Raw genomic sequence first — 19,174 nt, forward strand, 5'->3', positions numbered from 1 at the left:
TTAACAAGTAGATAGTGATAATGTGGGCGTTATTAGATCAGAAAAGAGGCGGGTGTTAAAGCCTTTTTACAAAGTGCGATCCCGCCGTGACTCTCCGACTAAAGAAACGTGGCATTTGTTTATCTTTGCTGCTTTCTCATCATCAAGACCTCTAACCATTATCCTTTCCTTACTCCTGGTATAACAAGTTTCCATTGCCATACAAAGAAAATTACCTGCATCTGTATTCATGAAATACCCGCTCACTTTAACTTCTTTACCTTTGTATTCTTCTGAGGAAAGGATTAAGTTAATAAAGCTCAAATAGGGAGTATTAAACACTACCCCTGAAATTGCTTACAAAGAGGTAAAGAGTAATAGTGGCGGAACTATTTTCTTTATTTTCATGTACCTACTACACATTTCCTAAAGTCCGAGTAATTTAAATTTGGCCAGTTTTTATCATTTGTAGCTCGAGGTGCATCCCAACTGCTACTCATATGCACAGCTCCATCAGAGCCAACCGAGCTAATATAACCTACTTTCCACATTTTATGTGTGTCTTTCTCTGAACCAATAGAAGCCCAATGACTTCCTGTCTTATGTGTATGCCAATCGACATTGTCTCCAACCTCTGCATCATATTTGTCTTGCAGATTTCCAGCATAGAGAACTTAAACTATGGTGGTGCACTTCAATTTAGAACATAGCCTAATTGAATCTCGCCATTTTTGGGTGGATGTCCTTATTAATTTCCTTATTAATTTCTTTATTAATTTCTTTTTTAAAGAAAAGGCCGCAATGCGGTCAGTTATCAGTATTGAGTGGGTGTCCTTGTTAATTCTCCTTTTCAAATAAAGGCAAACCAAGTATGGTATAGGGCCTTATAATAATAGAAGAAGAGAAATATGAAAAAAACTATTTTTGCATTATTTGCAATTTTATTTTCAAATAACTTATTAGCCTCTGACTTTACAGGTAGAAAGCTTACTGGTGCAGCTGTTTATAATCATGATGGTAAAAGTATCTTATTTATCACGATTAATGACACTAACCAAATGGCGGCTTGCGCATATACCAAACGCTTTGCTATTGACAGCACAGCTGCAAACTTCCAGGAAATGGTTAGCATTGCGATGATGGCTTATGCAACAGGCGATGCCGTTCATATCAAGGGTATAAAGGACAGTTGTAATTACTGGGATAACGCTCAGGATTTGAAAGGCATCGCGGTTGGTTCGATACCCTTTTAAACTTCAGTTTCGTGAGGCAAGAAAAGGAGCGACACTCCACTGAAAATGGCGTACTGTGCTATGCCTTCTATGTTTGGAGCACGTTCAGTGGTTTGAAAAAAAGCTAAGTTAGGATGGCACCCGGTAGTGGATGTCGTGTTTAGGGAAGATGCTTGCCAGATCAGCGAGCCGATTTCGGCGGAAAATATAGCACTGTTCAGACGGGTCGTTCACAATCTGGTAAAACAGCACACAGGCCGTAAAGATTCGATACGTGGCAAGTGTGTTCGGGTCAGTTTTGACGATGAATTCAGGGCAGAGCTTATCTTCGTTCGGTTAATGGTCGTTAAAACAAAAGCAACAAGGACATCCACTTTAAAACCCGCAGCCCGATACAGGCCAGTGATCAGTTTTTTGGGGGTGTCCTTGTTAACTTTCTGTCCATGTAACTTACTTCAAAAACTTATTCTAATAAGTGTATGTAGAGGTCTAACTCCCCATGACCAATCGCCATTTATTAGGTACATTAAAATTGCGACAACACAGAAAAGATAAGAAACTTTAATGAACAATTCCACGCACTTCAAACTAATTCTAACACCTTGAAAATTGTAATGTTTTATAAGCTCAAACAAGATCGGTAGTGAACCAACCATTAATACTATTAAAACAACACAAAAATACTTTGACAAAGCTACACCAATAACACCAGGAATGACCATTAACCAAAGCATAAATAAAAAAGCTGTCATATGTAACGTAAAGTCTAGAGATGGGCTACCTTCATGTTCAAAGTATCCAGCAGCCTTATTAGAGCACAGCAAATACAGGAAGCACACAAACACTTTAACGTTGAACAAAAATTCAAAGCTCAGGTCTTTACTCTCTCCATAGAGCAAAAATTTAATATCTAAAGCTAGGTAAATAAAAGCCACTGCAACGCAATGTGCAGAAGCTCTCGAATTAAAATAGTTTTCTCTAATCAAGGACGTATTTCCTATTTTTTACTTTAAAATGTGCCTTTCCAGATGATGTTGCTCGTACTTTTGGCATAAATGGCTTTGCAGCCCTCGCATTTTGAACCACAACCGGTGCTAAATCACGGGAGCTTTTCCTATTCCATTCAACAACGACAATGTTTCACCTGTGAGTCCGAAAACAGCCGATTTTTGAGTTCTAGAAAGAAAACCCAACCTAGCCGCAGCACCTTGAATAACCCACACCAGTGTAAGCCGCTACACCGACAACACCTAAATTGTAAAACTGGTCTGCAAGCTCCGTTTGATAAGCTTGATAGTTATTTCTCACACCTAGAAGTTGAATATCAAAAGTAGAGAAAGACATACCTTTGGATGAGTGCTTATCCAAAGCGTTTAATACATCAAAGTTACTTTCCCCTTGAGACCTGAGATCATCTGCCCATAAAAAAAAGCAACAAGGACATCCAAGTTGAACCTGCACCGCTCGCAGAACACCAATTTTGAATGGGTGTCTCCTAAAATCTTGCAGTTCACAGACTGACCCTTTCCATAGCTTCTCGCAAACCCTCCACAAAGTTCACAAGCACAGATCCTCCATGATTTGCAGTTTAGGGTGAGTGGCTCACGAAATACTTACTTAGTAGTTGCACTTACTTCGCAGTAAGTCTCAATGGTGAAGAGCTTACTTTTTACCATAAGTTTAAAAGTGTATGCCAGGATCACCTATCGTTTTCATGATCCTGGCCATAAGCTTGGCTAAGTGCACAGTGGTTGCACTAGAGCATTAGGAAGCCGGAGCCAACTCCCAGGGGCCAGTCCCGTTTGGCTCGTCGCCGCGAGTCCACCACTTTGCAACATAGACTTTGCCGTTAAAGCTGGCTTTATCGCCCTGCAGGTAGACCTTATTAGCCTCCCACGCAGCCACGTTATCAACAGGTGGTTTATCATCCTTCGGCGGCAGGTTATCAACCACAGTAACAGCAGGCCACCCTGTGTGAGAGCCATAGAAGTTAGTTACACATTTTTCGTAATCACCTTCGACAAGCGCAGAGTAAGCCGTCTGATAACCCACAAGTTTACATTCAAACGAAAAACCACCGGGACGGTCTGCGTAATATTCCCAGTTTGCTTCCCAGTTGGTGTAAAGCACTTCACCGGCACCATCCAGATTCAGACTACCAAATGGCGTTTGCTGCCAGCAGGTATTTTCTTCATCGCTTTCTAGCGGAATATTGTAATAGTGAGATAAGCCCTCCCAGTAACGAATACGATTAACAGGTTGGCCTTTATTTTTGTTGTGCTCACCGCATTCAATCCCGCCGTTAATCACGTTAATGGTGGTACCAAAGCCGTAGCCGATACCGGCGTTCAGCTCTGTCTGAGACGGCACCCAGGTACGGTCAATCACATGCAGCATGGCCGGCTTTGGTGCCTGCGGTGTCAGGAAGAACCAGATTGCAGAAGCCAGGTTGAGCCAGGAATCGGCAACCAGGGCTGGATTGTTTAACAGCACGGTTGCATCGCCGTCAAACATGGCTTCGGAGAACATGCCATAGTTAAAGTGATAAGACAGCTGTTTGGCACCTCGGCCGAAATACCCTTGCCCGTCAGCACATGGCCAGCGACGATTTTGCCAGTCATTCTGGCCACAGCCAGTGGTATAACCAGGTTGACCTTCAGACCAGCCCATTTCACGCACATGGACCAGCGCCTGCTGCCACTCTTCTAATCTCAGCGGGTTATCAGAGACATTGTCTTTCGCAATATGACCACCGGTTTCCTGTGCAAAATGAGCAAACGCGGTGACGATAGACTTTTTACAAATGGCGTCTGCATTGCGACCATCTGTATACTCCCCACAAAACGCCGGAAACTTGCCTATTGCGCGCAAAAAACGCGTATAAGTGTATTCCGGCGCAGCCATTTGGGTCAGAAAATCCCACTCGCTCTGCCCAAATACCCGCTCTACGCGCTTCACGTTTTCTGGGTTAGTTGCAGCCCCAGGCACAATTGCGTCCACCACAGTATTGCTGCGGGTTTTTAATGCTTGTGCCCACACGCTATACATTGGGTTTGAGGTCAGGGCAGCTTCGGCTGCCTGAAGCCCGGCTCGGTCGAGTAAATAGGCGCCAGAGTTGTTCGGATCTGGCTGAACATTAAGTGCCAGTGCGGGCACGCTGATACACGCCATTACCGCCAGGCAAACGGAGTTAAGTTTTTTCATAGGACATCCTTTACATGTTGTTGTGATCAGAAGGTGACTGTCGTATCACGCTCTGAATTAAGTTGTTATCGTTCTATTTAACAGTGCGTCGTCACGAATAATTGCAACGTTCGCAATCATCATTCAGACACACCGTTGTCACAATTATTACCAAGATGACATCGCTGTCAACAACAGCTGAGTATAAAACGCACTAATTTCGTACCTATTTTGACCAGTTTTTTTTGAACGGCTTTGTTTTAATTTGAGAAATGCTGCAAAATGGCGTTTCTGTAAATGACTATTGGCGGTAGCGTATGATCTCAATTCTCCCTCTCGACCCATCTCATTACCCGGCAGTTATCGAGCTTGGCAACCTGGTGCATGGCGAGAACTATCTGGATCTGGACGGCATAAAAATGATGCATAAACTGGGTACTCAGCATGGACTAAACGCCTCGTTTGTCGCCATTGATGAGTCTAATCAGGTAGTCGGGTTCAGAACGTCTTACAGTGCCGGTCAATGGCCTATTGATAAGTGGTGCTCCCCGGCATTGTGGCCAGTAGATGAGCAGCATATGGCGTACTTTAAGTGTATTGCGATCCACCCTGATGCGCAGGGACAAGGTATTGGACCCAAGTTACTCAAAGCGTCTGTCGAAGTGTTGAAACAACAAGGCGCAAAAGCAGGTGTATCGCACCTTTGGCAGCAAAGCCCAGGCAATGGTGCCGTGAAGTACTTCACCAAAGCCGGCGGTAAACTCATCAAAGTACACGACGATCGCTGGTTAGACCTGACCTTGTACGAAGGATATCGGTGTACCCTTTGCGACACAGAATGTCATTGTCAGGCCGCTGAAATGGTACTGGAATTCTGATGCACGCTTTTGATCCTCTCCACGCTCCCCATTGTCAGGGCCAGCCGTTTGCACCCAGTTACTGGGCTGCCACACAGCCTTTACCTGCCCCCCTGAGTGCGCCACAATCGTCAGAACACTTTGACGTTGCCATTATTGGTGGTGGCTTCACTGGATTATTAAGTGCTTACTATCTCGCTCAAAACTATCAGCAAAAGGTGTGTGTACTTGAAGCCAATCAGGTAGGCTTTGGCGCCAGTGCCCGCAACGCTGGCTTTGCTTTGCCGGGCTCAGGGAGGCTTGGTTATGGCGATTATGCAAAACGTTGGGGGCTCGAGGTTAGCCGTGGCATTTACGATGAGTTTCATGGTGGCGTTAACCGAGTCAGAACGCTCATTGATGAACACAAAATCGATTGTGACGCACAGGCATCGGGTTATCTGAAAATAGCGCATAATGCTCAGGCTTATGCCAACTTGCAAAGTGCAGCGCAATTTATCTCAGATAATTTTGGCGGGGAAAGCAGTCAACTGCTCAGCAAGGCAGAACTTGACGCGCAGTTTATGTTGAATCACCACGCCCATGGCGCCATGCGCTACGAGAATGGCTTTGGTTTGCACCCGCTCAAACTCCTGCTCGGCTATCGTGACATGGCTATTAAAGCCGGTGTTACCTTGTTTGAACAGAGCCTGGTCAGCAAGGTTAAACACGGTCAACGCCACACGCTGAGTGTAAACGACCAGAAAATCAGTGCGGATAAGCTGCTTTATACAGGGAACGCTTACAACAATAAACACAGCCATCCTTTGATCGATAACCGCTACTTGCCTATCCTCAGCAGTATCTTTGTCACACGCCCGCTCAGCGAGGATGAGCTGAAACAAACAGGCCTGAGGACACATCAGGTAGTAATGGATACGCGCAGGCTAAAATATTACTACCGGCTACTGCCAGATAACCGTCTGCTGTTTGGCGGACGAGGCGCTGTATTTGCCAAAGATCAGCACAAAATCAAGTATCTGACTCACCTCAAAACAGCGCTTGCTGAGTGTTTTCCATGCCTTAAAGATATAACACATGATTATTACTGGCACGGTTATATTGCCGCAGCGCTGGACGATATGCCCCATGTCTTTTTTGAGGACAATGTGGGATATATTTTAGGTTACTGTGGCTCAGGCGTATCGTTTAGCTCGCAGGCGGCCTACCGGCTGGCACAACTTGCAATGAAAGATACCGTGCCTGATTTACCCCTGTTCCAGCGGCCTTTGCCCAGGATCCCCTTTCCTCAGCTTCGCCGCTTCGGGCAATTGGGTTACTATCATCTGGCGCAAGTGCAGGATAAGTTTTCCTGAGCAAGTTGGCTGGCAAACTTTGTATTCAGGCTTGTTAACATTACCAGGGAATAGCCAGTCCCTGGTAATCATAAAACCCGCCGCTTTGCGCTTCGTGTAGTTCATCCAGCACCTGTTTCAGGCCTTGTGCAGATTCTTCGGCAGAGATCGGGGCATTAGGGCCACCCATATCGGTTTTAACCCAGCCCGGATGCAGCGCCACGGTTTTTATTCCTTCAGGTAACAAATCATTGGAAAGGCTCTTGATCACTGAGTTTAACGCCGCTTTTGAGCTGCGATAGATATATCCACCACCTTTAGTGTTGTTGGTCATGCTGCCGACTTTGGATGAGAGTACCGCAAAGGTCTTTAACTTACCCAGTCTTAGTTGCGGGGTGAATGCCTCCGCTAATTTTAGCGGCGCAATCACATTAACTTCCATAACACGCTTCCATTGCTCTACATCACAGTCGCCAAACGCATAACCTTTCGGACCGTAGACACCGGCATTGTTTATCACCAAATCAATGGGCACATCAATCAGCGATGCGGCGAGTTTTGTCATTTGCGCATAATTAGTGATATCCAGCGCGACTATCTGTAAATGGCTAAACTGCTGCTCCAGCTGCCACAATGCGTCGGCAGATTGCGGCGCTCTGCAGCTTGCCAATACTCTCCAGCCCTGCTCAAGATACAGCTTTACGAGCGCAAGCCCAATGCCACGATTTGCACCTGTAATAAAAAGTGTGTTCATAAATTTATATCAGCCTTTTCTTAGCGCCCCAGTGACTATTATATACGTTTAAACCTTGCCAGGATCACTCACTTTGTAGCCATGACAGGGCATGCGCTTTGTCCTCAAAATAGCGAGATTCCCCATCGACAAACCAGTTTCCAACCATAGCAGCCAGTTTTTGCCAACGGCTGTTGCCTAATACCGCTATTTTATAAAAATCATGGCTGTGGCGCAGTGCCAGCGCCACATCGTCCCAGGCTGCATGCAGCTCCCAGCCCTCAAATTCAGTGACGTCGACCAGTACCCTGATTTGCTGCCCGGCGGCCGCTCTCAGCGCGCTGTCAATCACGGCCTTAATAGCCATATAATCTGCATGGCTAACCTTACCGAGCGCTTTAAAACTCATTAACAGACCACCATTCAGGCGTTCGGTATCAACAGAGATAGAATGAAAGCGCTCCATGGCAGCCTCAGCTCAGGATATGTGTGGTACTTATCCAAACTAGCAGAGAGGTTAACAAAAAGGCAAAAAATAAACGTAAAATACGCAACTGTTTGGGGGTTTTAATAAAACGGTGTAATACCCCACCAAACACCAGCCACAGGCTATCCACCAAAATGGCAATTGCAAAACACGTTAGCGCCGCCAACACGGCTCCCATCACAGGGCTCGCATCAGGTACACTGCTGTTGGCAAAAATGGCAATACAGGCTGCGTACGCCTTTGGGTTAAGCAAATTCAGAATAAAACCTTCCCGAAAACCCACTTCTCCCCCAGACACGTCAGATAAACCACTGCGATTGGTCGCAATTTTATAGGCGACATAAAACAGGTAGGCGATAGCCACGCCCTGACACACAGCACTGAGATTAGGATAGCTTAACAACAGCGCCCCCAGCCCCGTTGCAGCCGCAATAATTGCCACTAACAGCCCCAGCAGAATACCGGATAAAAACGGTACTCCACGGCGCACACCTGAGCTGGCACCTACAGCGGCCAATGCTAAGGGGGCAGGACCTGGCGAGCCAAGTAACAATGCTGTGGTCAGAGCAATAGAAAATAACGCTTCGTACATCTTTTTCGTTCCTTAAAAAAACAAGGCCCGGATTAACCGGGCCAATTTTCATCACTAAATTTGTTCTTGCGGGACTCGAACATGTCCCTCCATCACCACTCGGGCGCTGCGGCTCATCACCGCTTTTTTTGCCAGCCAGCGGCCATTTGCCAGCTCGGCTTCTGCGCCCACTTTCAAGGTGCCCGAAGGATGGCCAAAAGTAACGCTGTTGCGCTCACCACCGCCTGCCGCCAGGTTCACCAATGTACCGGGGATAGCAGCAGCCGTGGCAATCGCCACTGCGGCCGTGCCCATCATGGCATGATGCAGCTTACCCATAGACAGCGCTCGAACAGACAGGTCAATGTCCTGCTGCGAAATGGCTTTGCCACTGGAGGCGGTATACGCCTTAGCACCGCATACAAAGGCAATTTTAGGGGTGTGCTGACGTACCCTTGCCTCGTCAATGTGGTCAATCAGACCCATTTTTACGGCACCGTAAGCGCGGATCTGTTCAAATCGGGCCAACGCCGCGTCGTCACCATTGATCGCTTCTTGCAGCTCCACACCGGTGTAACCCAGATCTTCCGCGCGGAAAAACAAAGTTGGGATCCCGGCATTGATCATAGTTACATCAAACGTGCCAATCTCCGGCACTTCCAGTTGGTCGACCAGGTTGCCACTTGGGAACATATCTGCATCGCCGTCGGCCGGGTCTATAAATTCCACCACCACTTCAGCAGCTGGAAAAGTCACGCCATCAAGCTCAAAGTCGCCACTTTCCTGCACTTCGCCATTCGCCATAGGCACATGAGCGATAATGGTTTTTTCAATGTTTGCCTGCCAGATCCGTACTACAGCAATGCCGTTTTCGGGTATTCTGCTGGCATCTACCAGGCCGTTGCTAATGGCAAAAGCACCCACCGCTGCGGTCAGATTGCCACAGTTGCCACTCCAGTCGATAAAAGGTTTGTCTATCGCGACCTGGCCAAACAAATAGTCGACATCATGGTCCGCTTTATCACTTTTCGACAGGATCACGGTTTTGCTGGTACTGGAGGTTGCACCACCCATGCCATCGGTTTGCTTGGCATAAGGATCCGGGCTGCCAATTACGCGCAGCAGCAGTCTGTCGCGCGCTTCACCCGGCACTTGTGCCGCCTCGGGCAAATCGCTGAGATTAAAAAACACACCTTTGGAGGTGCCACCGCGCATATAGGTCGCCGGCACACGTAGTTGAGGTTTGAAAGTCATAGTTTTCATCCTAAGTAGCAGAGTGAACACCCTTTGCGGGTGCACTCTGCTCAGACAGGCTCCACAGTTAGTGCGGAGCAAGAATGCAGTGGTTAAGCGTTTGCTTCCAGAAAGTCTTTGGCAAAGCGCTGTAGCACGCCACCGGCTTCGTAAATAGACACTTCTTCTTCTGTGTCCAGACGACACAACACAGGCACTTCTAGCTGCACGCCATTGCTGCGATGGATGATCAGATTCAGCGTAGCGCCTGGTGTGCGTGTGCCTTCAACGTCGTAGGTTTCAGTACCATCGAGCTCCAGCGTTTTACGCGTTGTACCATTTTGGAACTCCAGCGGTAACACGCCCATGCCAATCAGATTGGTACGGTGGATACGCTCAAAGCCTTCAGCCACAATCACTTCTACACCCGCTAAACGCACGCCTTTGGCTGCCCAGTCGCGAGACGAGCCCTGACCATAATCGGCACCGGCTACGATGATCAGCGGTTGCTTGCGCTCCATGTAGGTTTCGATGGCTTCCCACATGCGAGTGACTTTGCCTTCTGGCTCAAGACGCGCCAGCGAGCCCTGCTTCACTTCGCCGTTTTCCAACACCATTTCATTAAGGAGTTTGGGGTTCGCAAAGGTAGCACGTTGCGCCGTTAAATGGTCGCCACGGTGGGTTGCATACGAGTTAAAGTCTTCTTCGGGCAGACCCATTTTTGCCAGATATTCACCGGCAGCACTTGAAGCCAGAATCGCATTCGACGGAGACAAGTGATCTGTGGTGATGTTGTCACCCAAAATCGCCAGCGGTCGCATACCTTTCATGGTGCGCTCTCCCGCTAACGCGCCTTCCCAGTATGGCGGACGGCGGATATAGGTACTCATCTCACGCCACTGATAGAGCGGGTCGTTGTCTTCACCATAGTCAACGCTCAGGTCAAACATAGGTTCGTAAACGGCACGGAATTGCTCCGGTTTCACGCTCTGTGCGATTACTGCGTCAATCTCTTCATCGCTTGGCCAGATGTCTTTTAACGTAACCGGGTTGCCATTCTGGTCATGACCCAGCACGCCATTTTCGATATCAAAACGCACTGATCCGGCAATCGCATATGCCACAACCAGAGGCGGTGATGCCAGGAAAGCCTGCTTAGCATAAGGGTGGATACGACCATCAAAGTTGCGGTTACCCGATAGCACGGCTGTAGCGTATAGGTCGCGGTCGATTACTTCTTGCTGAATTTTTGGATCCAGTGCCCCACTCATGCCGTTACAGGTGGTACAGGCAAATGCCACGATACCAAAGCCCAGTTGCTCAAGCTCAGGCAACAACTGCGCTTCTTCCATATAAGAGCGCACGGCTTTGGAACCCGGCGCAAATGAGGTTTTGACCCAGGGCTTGCGGCTCAGGCCCAGTTTGTTGGCATTACGTGCCAGCAAACCAGCGGCCACCACGTTGCGCGGGTTACTGGTGTTGGTACAGCTGGTAATAGCTGCGATGATCACTGCACCGTCTGGCATTTCGCCCTCACGCTGCTCATAATCGGCCACAATACCTTGCTTGGCCAGGTCTGCCGTTGCAACACGGCGATGCGGGTTTGACGGACCGGCCAGGTTACGGCCAACCGAAGATAAATCAAATTTCAGCACACGCTCGTACTGAGCGCCTGTCATAGCATCGGCCCACAAACCAGTGTGCTTAGCATATTGCTCAACCAGCTTGATTTGCTCGTCATCACGACCGGTCAGGCGCAGATAATCAATGGTTTGCTGGTCAATATAGAACATGGCGGCTGTGGCGCCATACTCAGGTGTCATGTTCGAAATGGTTGCCCGGTCACCTAAAGACAAGCCCTCGCAGCCTTCGCCGAAGAACTCAAGGTACGAAGAAACCACGCGTTCCTGACGTAAAAATTCCGTGATGGCCAGCACGATATCCGTGGCGGTGATCCCCGGCTGACGCTTGCCAACCAGCTCTACACCCACGATATCTGGCAGGCGCATATATGAAGCACGACCCAGCATCACGCTCTCGGCTTCAAGACCCCCTACACCCACAGCTATTACGCCCAGTGCATCCACATGCGGGGTATGGCTGTCGGTTCCAACCAGGGTATCCGGGAATGCTACGCCATCGCGCGCCTGGATAACCGGCGACATTTTCTCCAGATTGATCTGGTGCAAAATACCATTGCCCGGCGGGATCACATCTACGTTTTTAAACGCCGTTTTGGTCCAGTTAATAAAGTGGAAGCGGTCGTCGTTACGGCGATCTTCTATCGCCCGGTTTTTCTCAAAGGCGTTTTCTTCATAACCGGCGTGCTCTACTGCCAGGCTGTGATCAACGATCAGCTGAGTTGGCACCACCGGGTTTACTTTGGCCGGATCGCCGCCTTTTTCGGCAATGGCATCACGCAGACCGGCAAGGTCTACCAGCGCCGTCTGGCCTAAAATATCATGACAGACCACACGTGCCGGAAACCAGGGGAAGTCCAAATCGCGACGACGCTCAATAATTTGGCTCAGATAATCGTTGAGTTTTTCAGGCTCGGCGCGGCGCACCAGGTTTTCTGCCAGGACTTTAGAGGTATAAGGTAAGCCATCATACGCACCGGGCTTGATGGCTTCGACCGCTTCGCGCGTGTCGTAATAACACAGCGAAGAGTCAGGTAATTTTTTGCGAAATTGGCTGTTCATAACTACTTCCAGGATTGCTCATTGGCTCAACGGCACAGATCTTTATGATTATTGTCGGTGATCTGTGCCATACAGTGACGAATGTTAAGTTTGGGTATTAACGCTCGGACATAGCTGGAACCGGACGCAGTTCCTCACCCGTATATTCCGCTGACGGACGGATGATACGGTTGTCTGCTCTTTGCTCCATCACGTGACCTGCCCAGCCTGTCAGACGCGACATTACGAAGATAGGCGTGAACAGCTTAGTTGGGATCTTCATAAAGTGATAAGCCGATGCGTGGAAGAAATCCGCATTACAGAACAGCTTCTTCTCGCGCCACATAACCGCTTCACAACGTACAGAAACCGGATAAAGTACCGTATCACCCACATCAGCTGCCAGCTTTTCAGACCAGCCTTTGATGATTTCGTTACGCGGATCAGACTCAGAGTAGATAGCGTGACCAAAGCCCATGATCTTTTCTTTACGCTCCAGCATGCCCATCATTTCCTGCTCAGCATGATCGGCCGACTCAAAACGCTCAATCATTTCCATTGCCGCTTCGTTCGCACCACCGTGCAGAGGACCACGTAGCGAGCCGATGGCACCTGTGATACAAGAATGCATGTCTGACAGGGTAGAAGCACACACACGTGCAGTGAAGGTAGAGGCGTTAAACTCATGCTCGGCATACAGAATAAGTGAAACGTGCATTACACGCTCATGCAACTCGCTTGGCTTTTCGCCATGCAACATGTGCAGGAAGTGTGCGCCGATTGAATCATCGTCTGTTTCAACATCAACACGCACACCATCATGGCTAAAGCGATACCAGTAACAGATGATGCTTGGGAAACACGCCAGCATACGATCTGTGATGGCCTGCTGTTGTTCAAAGTCGTGCTCACCTTCAAGGTTACCCAGCATAGAACAACCGGTGCGCAGTACGTCCATTGGGTGTGCGTCGGCCGGAATGCGCTCTAACACTTCTTTTAGTGCCTGTGGCAGGCCGCGCTGAGATTTTAGTAGTGCCTTGTAGCTGTCCAGCTCCTGCTGGTTAGGCAATTTACCTTTTAGGATCAGATATGCGACTTCCTCAAACTGGCAGTGTTCAGCCAGGTCTTTTACGTCGTATCCACGATAAGTCAGACCTGAGCCTGATACACCCACTGTTGAAAGTGCCGTTTTACCTGCAACCTGACCGCGAAGGCCTGCACCGCTTAATACTTTAGCCATTTTGTTGTCTCCTGAATTTTACCTGCTGGTTAATTTCATTGTGATAAAAGCCGCAGGAACGCGGCTTTATCTTTATCCTTTAAACTTTTTATTTGTTCTTACCTTGCGCAAACAATGCGTCGAGTTTTTGCTCGTACTCGTGGTAGCCAAGATAATCATACAAATCCATACGAGTTTGCATGCTGTCGATGACGGCTTTCTGATCGCCGTTTTCTAAAATTGATTGATACACCATTTCTGCGGCTTTGTTCATTGCGCGGAACGCACTCAGCGGGTAAAGCACCATGTCAACGCCCCACTCACCCAGCTCTTTTTTGTTCCACAGCTCTGTTTTACCGAACTCGGTGATATTCGCCAGAATAGGCACATCCAGCGCTTCGGCAAATGCACGATAATGCTCTTCTGTCTGAACAGCTTCTGCGAAAATACCGTCTGCACCGGCAGCAACATAGGCTTTAGCACGCTCAATGGCCGCTTCAAGGCCTTCCTGCGCGAATGCGTCGGTACGCGCCATGATGAAGAAGTCTGGATCGGTACGCGCATCTACTGCCGCTTTGATACGGTCGACCATTTCGTCTGTCGACACTATCTCTTTGTTAGGACGGTGACCGCAGCGCTTTTGCGCAACCTGATCTTCCATATGCACGGCAGCGGCACCCGCCTTTTGCATTTCCTGAATGGTTTTAGCAATGTTAAATGCACCGCCCCAGCCCGTGTCGATATCGACCATCAGAGGTAGGTCACAGGCAGAGGTAATACGCTGAACATCCGCAATCACATCGTTTAGAGAGGTAATGCCTAAGTCCGGCAGACCATAAGAGGCATTCGCAACGCCGCCGCCAGACAGGTAGATAGCCTGGTGACCAATTTTTTTCGCCATGATGGCGCTGTAGGCATTAATGGTGCCCACTATCTGTAGTGGCTGACTGGCTTTGAGCGCGTCGCGAAATCTTTTACCTGCGCTGATGATCCCTGTACTCATAAGTGTGTCTCCCCGATTATGACTGATGCTGTTTGGTTAACTTGGTGGCAATATTATTTTTAGAATATTGAATATGGCGGCGCATCAGCATTTCTGCCAACTCGGCATCTCGATTTGCGATGGCACGCACTATGTGTTTGTGTTCGTCGTAGGCTGTTGTAACGCGTGGTCCGGCCATGCCGAGTTGCACCCGATACATTCGCGCCAGGTGATAAATACCATTGCTCAGCATGGCAATAAGCTGCTGATTCTGACTGCCGACAATAATGCGATAATGAAAGTCCAGGTCACCCGCTTCCTGATAATAAGATTCGCCGCCTTTGACTTCGTCGAACTGCTCGTTCAACAGGCTGTTGAGTTTGGCAATTTCTTCATCTGGCATGTGTTGCGCTGCCAGACGTGCGGCCATGCCCTCAAGGGCTTCGCGCACCTGATACAACTCCATCAGACCTTCTTCGCTCAGCGAGACCACTCTGGCCCCCACATTCGGACGACGTTCAACCAAATGACAGGCCTCAAGGCGGTTTATCGCCTCCCGAACAACTGCACGGCTTACCTCATACTTTGTCGACAATTCCATTTCACTCAACTTGGAGCCAGCCGGAATATCACCTTCAACAATCTCTTTTCTAAGCCGGAAAAATGCTTTATCAGAAGCAGTTACGGCACTTTCATGCATAAAGCTCATTATGTCTTTGCCTTCCGGTCTTGTTAAAAGTTGTAGACAATATAGTGCTGCTTTACGTGTACGTCAACCTGATCCGGACCAGATTGTCGACAATTTACAATATAGGGGGTATTCATGAAATTTATGGTTGTTTACCGACACTGGCTTACATCTTAACCTGACACCCTGAATAATAAGGGCAAGATAACCTGACCCTGCTACACTTTTATCCGTATGCAGATTAAAAGGTATGTTTTTGATGGTAAAAACAGTCGTTACCCTGATGCTAGTCACGCTGCTGAGTAGCTTTCACAGCTGGGCTAAGTTCACCGTAGTCACGGAATTATCCCCACCCAATCAAACCTGGGTCAACGACCAGGTCGCCGGCGTAAGCACCGCACTGGTAACTGCAATTCTGAACACCGCTGCGCTTGAGGGGGAGTTTTACATGTACCCCTGGGCACGTGCTTTAGATACAGCGAAAGATAAGCCAAACACACTAATCTACAGCATGGCAAAAACCCCGCAACGAGAGGCGTTGTTTCACTGGATTGGCCCCGTGGCACTCTTTCACCTCGGTTTTGTAACAAACCAATCGCCCCGAAAAATCCAAATTAAAACGCTGGAAGACGCCAAGCAATACCGGCTTGCCGTACAAAGAGAAGATGTGGCTGCTCAGGTATTACATAAACTGGGCTTTGAATTTATCGAGACCGCAGATATTCAACAATCCTACCGGTTACTGGCGGCTAACAAAGTAGACCTGGTTGTGGACGACCCACGCTATATCAGCGCCATGGCGCAGGCAATGAAGTTACCCGACGATCACTTTCGCTATGTGCTGGATATTGAACCGCTCAGTGTCAGGGGCTATCTGGCGGCTAGCTTAGCCACCAGCCCGGAGCTGGTTACTCGACTGCGCGCCGCCTACCAGCAGTTGGTGGATACGCCCTTATATCGTAAGGCGCTTTTTGAGTAAGACGCTTAGATACGATAAAATCGCGAAGCAATACAAAGAATAAGGCAGTTAGCATGCAAATAGAGCACCCCAGCTCTGAAACAGAAGCTCAAGCACTGCAAGAAGCACTCGCAGCTCAGGTTATTAGTGACGATCAATTTGACTCCGTCACCACCATTGCTGGCACTGACGTAGCTTATGACGACGCGACAAACCAACTGGTTGGTGCCATTGTGGTATTAGATGCCTGCACACTGGAGATCATAGAAACACAAGTCGTTACCGAAAGTGTGCGTTTCCCATACATTCCCGGTTTGTTCTCATTCAGGGAGTTGCCGCCATTGCTGTCCGCGTTTGAGCGACTCACCCATAAACCAGACATGATAGTGTGTGATGGTCAGGGCCTGGCTCACCCAAGGCGCTTTGGTCTGGCATGCCATCTTGGTGTCGTACTGGATATTCCTACCATAGGGTGTGGTAAAACACGACTCACAGGCACGCATGAAACGCCACTTGAAACTCGCGGCGCCAGCACACCGCTGATAGATAACGAACAAGTAATCGGTGAAGTTTTACGGACTCAGGACAACATTAAGCCAGTGTATGTCTCTGTTGGTCATAAAGTCAGTCTGAGCACTGCAAAAGAGTGGATCCTCAAACTCACCCCAAAATATCGCCTGCCAGAAACTACCCGTCAGGCCGACCAACAAGTGAACAAGGCGCTTAAAGCGCTGCAAGCACAGGGCTAAAAAATACGCCCTACACAATCGGGATTGGCAGGACGCGGATTGGGTACTCTGGAAATGGCAGAGCCTGATGACACAGGCTCTGGCAGCATTTAGACCATTTTAATATGTGGGTATTGGCTTGCCATCAGTGTATGTAAGGCAGCTGTTTCTTGTTCGCTGCATGCGGATACAACCTCAAGCTCAGAGATCCCCTCTTTCGCGGCAAAAACAATCAACCCATTCCACTTGCATTCATATCGACTCATCGCTAGTCGTACTGGCTTTAATGCTGATATCAATGCCCGCAACGCTTCCTGCTGGGTGTAAATACGTTGGCTACACACTACATATAGCTTAGAAATCGAACCTGTTTTAAAACCGCTAAGCTCTTCTACCACCTTGTTATATGGACAAACCAGTTTTTCGCTGTTGTCGATAATGCGGAAAAACTCTCCGGTAACAGTAAAATGAGATATCTCATTCGCTTGACCAACTTTAAATGCAATACTACCTTCAGACTCATTGAGTTTACTTGTTAATGCCACATCCCAAGACAGAATTTCTCCCGATTCATCCCACTCATACATTTCTTCGAGTAGGTCCCCTTCACCCAGCATAGAATCAAGTGCAAGTTCATGACGAATATTACTATCGTAATGATAATTCGTACCCTGGCCTTCCCACCCATCAACAAATACATTCTCACCAGATACATGGCCATTCTGTGAGACGCTATATACAATCCCAGAGTAGGGTTTACCATTAACGCAGATAGGTTCAAGTACACTTTCCAATACTGTGTCCAGAATCGCGTGTTCTGGTTGATTCAGGTAAGGCGGTACATAATCACCTAGCTGCTCTCCCTCTCGATAAATCAAGCAGCCAACGACCAGGCCCTGCACATGCTTAATCGCGACCCCGCTGAAAAGCTGGTCGTTATAAAAATAACCCGCTTCGTTGTGGGTCAACGCCTCGAAAAGGACCATCCAATGACTCTGTGCATTCATGTTTTCTCAGTGTTACAATTTACAAATACGCCTGGCACTTCAATGCGTCAAGGCGCAAATCAATATTGGTCAGGTATTCTAGGCCGTAATGAGGATGATCAAACTGAGCAATTAATGCCTGGGGCAGATCTTTTTCAACCTCTTCATAGCAGCTTGCTATACCACAACTGATTGCCGCTACACTGTCTGTGTCTCCGCCTAAGTTTACTGATAGTTGGAGTATGTGACTCAAACTACGCGACTGGCTCAGCACCGTCAAAACCGCGCTCAGTGTATCTTCTGAAATAGCTCGGACTGGCCCTTCCCAGTGAGTATCAAACACACAACCGAAATCAGTAAGATAATCTGGCAAAGTATCTAGCGTTGCCTTTTTATATAAGCCCGCATGGGTCGCCAGAGCAATACTCTTGGCCGCGTTGACTGCAATATCATGGTCGTGTGTTACTCGGGCTTGCTGCTCAGCTCTGCTCATAACTTTTTGCTCATCAGCCAGATAACCCAATGGCAGAGCGCGCATCATAGCGCCATTACCAAAGCTATCGGTCTTAACTAGTCTGGCAAACGTTTTAGCATTAGGTGCCTCGGTAAAAGCCTGTTGCAATCGCTTGGCATAGCCATGAACCGGATCCCTGTGGTAGGTATCGTAAAAGGCAGCGGCAATCGTTTCGCTGTCCCAGGGTTTATCACTTAGCATCAGCTCAGCCAATGCCAAAGACATCTGCGTGTCGTCAGTGTAGCAGGCTGACTCACCAGATAATGCATGTGCCCGATAGCCACTAAGATCATTGTGTGTACGAATAATATCTTGTGCAACAAACTCAAATCCGGCACCGTATGCATCAGCAATTGCCATTTCAACCAACATCTGGCCTCCTTGTATATTCACAACAGGTCTGTTTTAGACACAGTCTACTATATTTAAGAAACCTGTTGCCCTGGACTCGACTAAATTGACAGTCTCAAATTAAAATATGCTGCGTATGAACTTCGCTTTTTACTGCACTCAGCATGCCACGAAAAATCTCGTCTGCAGAGTTGTATCTAGATGCTGTATTGGAGCAGAAGCATACAGCTGCCAATGACTGGCAGCTGTATGTGTAGGTAGGGCTACTTAACTAACGACGCCTGCGTATGACACAGGCACCAGCGAGCAATAAGCTCATGAAATGAAGGCTACCGCCAGATCCCCCTTCATCAGACTTGCCGGTGTCTGGTGTTTTATTGTCGCTTCCTTTGTCACTACCTGGGTTGTCACCACCGTCACCAGGGTTGTCACCACCGTCACCTGGGTTGTCGCCACCA

At 48.3% G+C, this 19,174-nt stretch carries 18 protein-coding genes and 1 pseudogene; 6 read left to right on the forward strand and 13 right to left on the reverse strand.

Translation table 11 applies throughout. The features are described from left to right. The first annotated feature begins 887 nt into the window (after positions 1–887). Both TW77_RS22735 and TW77_RS25850 read left to right on the forward strand, forming a co-directional pair. Positions 888–1,232, forward strand: a complete 345-nt coding sequence (locus TW77_RS22735; protein WP_046007256.1) for a hypothetical protein — start codon at positions 888–890, stop codon at positions 1,230–1,232. Between the two features lie 117 nt (positions 1,233–1,349). Further along, positions 1,350–1,541: pseudogene (locus TW77_RS25850) on the forward strand (ISAs1-like element ISPsesp1 family transposase); the annotation flags it as partial. A gap of 125 nt (positions 1,542–1,666) precedes the next feature. Here the strand turns inward: TW77_RS25850 and TW77_RS22740 are convergent. Next, entirely contained in the window at positions 1,667–2,197 is a 531-nt protein-coding gene (locus tag TW77_RS22740) for a hypothetical protein (RefSeq protein WP_046007257.1), read from the reverse strand. Positions 2,198–2,975: 778 nt separating this feature from the next. Beyond that, entirely contained in the window at positions 2,976–4,415 is a 1,440-nt protein-coding gene (locus tag TW77_RS22745) for a chitinase (protein ID WP_082079021.1), read from the reverse strand. 299 nt (positions 4,416–4,714) lie between these two features. Here TW77_RS22745 and TW77_RS22750 point away from each other — a divergent pair, with 299 nt between their 5' ends. Beyond that, positions 4,715–5,272, forward strand: coding sequence for a GNAT family N-acetyltransferase (locus tag TW77_RS22750; RefSeq protein ID WP_046007272.1), 558 nt, complete (start codon positions 4,715–4,717; stop codon positions 5,270–5,272). After that, on the forward strand, positions 5,272–6,606 hold the full coding sequence (locus TW77_RS22755; RefSeq protein ID WP_046007258.1) for an NAD(P)/FAD-dependent oxidoreductase: 1,335 nt from the start codon (positions 5,272–5,274) through the stop codon (positions 6,604–6,606). Before TW77_RS22750 ends, TW77_RS22755 begins: the two co-directional genes overlap by 1 nt. 40 nt (positions 6,607–6,646) lie before the next feature. Here the strand turns inward: TW77_RS22755 and TW77_RS22760 are convergent, their stop codons facing one another. The 8 genes from TW77_RS22760 to TW77_RS22795 form a co-directional block, all read right to left on the reverse strand. Then, on the reverse strand, positions 6,647–7,339 hold the full coding sequence (locus TW77_RS22760; protein ID WP_046007259.1) for an SDR family oxidoreductase: 693 nt from the start codon (positions 7,337–7,339) through the stop codon (positions 6,647–6,649). Between the two features lie 64 nt (positions 7,340–7,403). Further along, entirely contained in the window at positions 7,404–7,784 is a 381-nt protein-coding gene (locus TW77_RS22765) for an STAS/SEC14 domain-containing protein (RefSeq protein ID WP_046007260.1), read from the reverse strand. A 7-nt stretch (positions 7,785–7,791) separates the two neighbouring features. Continuing rightward, positions 7,792–8,397, reverse strand: coding sequence for a LysE family translocator (locus TW77_RS22770; protein ID WP_046007261.1), 606 nt, complete (start codon positions 8,395–8,397; stop codon positions 7,792–7,794). 54 nt (positions 8,398–8,451) lie between these two features. Beyond that, on the reverse strand, positions 8,452–9,630 hold the full coding sequence (gene prpF, locus TW77_RS22775; RefSeq protein WP_046007262.1) for a 2-methylaconitate cis-trans isomerase PrpF: 1,179 nt from the start codon (positions 9,628–9,630) through the stop codon (positions 8,452–8,454). 92 nt (positions 9,631–9,722) lie between these two features. Further along, positions 9,723–12,311 (reverse strand): Fe/S-dependent 2-methylisocitrate dehydratase AcnD, encoded by a 2,589-nt coding sequence (gene acnD / locus TW77_RS22780; protein WP_046007263.1) that lies wholly within the window; start codon positions 12,309–12,311, stop codon positions 9,723–9,725. 97 nt (positions 12,312–12,408) lie between these two features. Next, entirely contained in the window at positions 12,409–13,530 is a 1,122-nt protein-coding gene (gene prpC, locus TW77_RS22785; RefSeq protein ID WP_046007264.1) for a bifunctional 2-methylcitrate synthase/citrate synthase, read from the reverse strand. Positions 13,531–13,618: 88 nt separating this feature from the next. Further along, complete coding sequence (gene prpB / locus TW77_RS22790) at positions 13,619–14,497, reverse strand: methylisocitrate lyase (RefSeq protein ID WP_046007273.1); 879 nt, start codon at positions 14,495–14,497, stop codon at positions 13,619–13,621. Positions 14,498–14,528: 31 nt separating this feature from the next. Continuing rightward, a complete protein-coding gene (locus TW77_RS22795; protein ID WP_046007265.1) occupies positions 14,529–15,200 on the reverse strand; it encodes a GntR family transcriptional regulator in 672 nt (223 codons plus the stop codon). 238 nt (positions 15,201–15,438) lie between these two features. Here TW77_RS22795 and TW77_RS22800 point away from each other — a divergent pair, with 238 nt between their 5' ends. After that, the gene (locus TW77_RS22800; protein ID WP_046007266.1) at positions 15,439–16,158 is read left to right on the forward strand and encodes a substrate-binding periplasmic protein; all 720 of its coding nucleotides are present in this window, start codon (positions 15,439–15,441) and stop codon (positions 16,156–16,158) included. Positions 16,159–16,211: 53 nt separating this feature from the next. Beyond that, entirely contained in the window at positions 16,212–16,886 is a 675-nt protein-coding gene (gene nfi / locus TW77_RS22805) for a deoxyribonuclease V (protein ID WP_046007267.1), read from the forward strand. 89 nt (positions 16,887–16,975) lie between these two features. Here the strand turns inward: nfi and TW77_RS22810 are convergent, their stop codons facing one another. From TW77_RS22810 to TW77_RS22820, 3 genes are all read right to left on the reverse strand, one after another. Beyond that, positions 16,976–17,872 (reverse strand): hypothetical protein, encoded by an 897-nt coding sequence (locus TW77_RS22810; RefSeq protein WP_046007268.1) that lies wholly within the window; start codon positions 17,870–17,872, stop codon positions 16,976–16,978. Between the two features lie 19 nt (positions 17,873–17,891). Further along, the gene (locus TW77_RS22815; RefSeq protein ID WP_046007269.1) at positions 17,892–18,737 is read right to left on the reverse strand and encodes an ADP-ribosylglycohydrolase family protein; all 846 of its coding nucleotides are present in this window, start codon (positions 18,735–18,737) and stop codon (positions 17,892–17,894) included. A gap of 250 nt (positions 18,738–18,987) precedes the next feature. Further along, positions 18,988–19,174: GlyGly-CTERM sorting domain-containing protein (locus TW77_RS22820; protein ID WP_046007270.1), on the reverse strand; the 187-nt coding region annotated here is incomplete at its 5' end.

Source organism: Pseudoalteromonas rubra (genome assembly GCF_000967655.1).
In the GTDB taxonomy this organism is placed as follows: domain Bacteria; phylum Pseudomonadota; class Gammaproteobacteria; order Enterobacterales; family Alteromonadaceae; genus Pseudoalteromonas; species Pseudoalteromonas rubra_A.

What these genes read in the sequence shown, in the direction of transcription:
- TW77_RS22745 (WP_082079021.1), bottom strand. Translation starts at nt 4,415, where the DNA reads ATGAAAAAACTTAACTCCGTTTGCCTGGCGGTAATGGCGTGTATCAGC.
- nfi (WP_046007267.1), top strand. Translation starts at nt 16,212, where the DNA reads ATGCAAATAGAGCACCCCAGCTCTGAAACAGAAGCTCAAGCACTGCAA.
- TW77_RS22795 (WP_046007265.1), bottom strand. Translation starts at nt 15,200, where the DNA reads ATGAGCTTTATGCATGAAAGTGCCGTAACTGCTTCTGATAAAGCATTT.
- prpF (WP_046007262.1), bottom strand. Translation starts at nt 9,630, where the DNA reads ATGACTTTCAAACCTCAACTACGTGTGCCGGCGACCTATATGCGCGGT.
- TW77_RS22755 (WP_046007258.1), top strand. Translation starts at nt 5,272, where the DNA reads ATGCACGCTTTTGATCCTCTCCACGCTCCCCATTGTCAGGGCCAGCCG.
- TW77_RS22735 (WP_046007256.1), top strand. Translation starts at nt 888, where the DNA reads ATGAAAAAAACTATTTTTGCATTATTTGCAATTTTATTTTCAAATAAC.
- acnD (WP_046007263.1), bottom strand. Translation starts at nt 12,311, where the DNA reads ATGAACAGCCAATTTCGCAAAAAATTACCTGACTCTTCGCTGTGTTAT.
- TW77_RS22800 (WP_046007266.1), top strand. Translation starts at nt 15,439, where the DNA reads ATGGTAAAAACAGTCGTTACCCTGATGCTAGTCACGCTGCTGAGTAGC.
- TW77_RS22810 (WP_046007268.1), bottom strand. Translation starts at nt 17,872, where the DNA reads ATGAATGCACAGAGTCATTGGATGGTCCTTTTCGAGGCGTTGACCCAC.
- prpC (WP_046007264.1), bottom strand. Translation starts at nt 13,530, where the DNA reads ATGGCTAAAGTATTAAGCGGTGCAGGCCTTCGCGGTCAGGTTGCAGGT.
- TW77_RS22760 (WP_046007259.1), bottom strand. Translation starts at nt 7,339, where the DNA reads ATGAACACACTTTTTATTACAGGTGCAAATCGTGGCATTGGGCTTGCG.
- TW77_RS22765 (WP_046007260.1), bottom strand. Translation starts at nt 7,784, where the DNA reads ATGGAGCGCTTTCATTCTATCTCTGTTGATACCGAACGCCTGAATGGT.
- TW77_RS22815 (WP_046007269.1), bottom strand. Translation starts at nt 18,737, where the DNA reads ATGTTGGTTGAAATGGCAATTGCTGATGCATACGGTGCCGGATTTGAG.
- TW77_RS22770 (WP_046007261.1), bottom strand. Translation starts at nt 8,397, where the DNA reads ATGTACGAAGCGTTATTTTCTATTGCTCTGACCACAGCATTGTTACTT.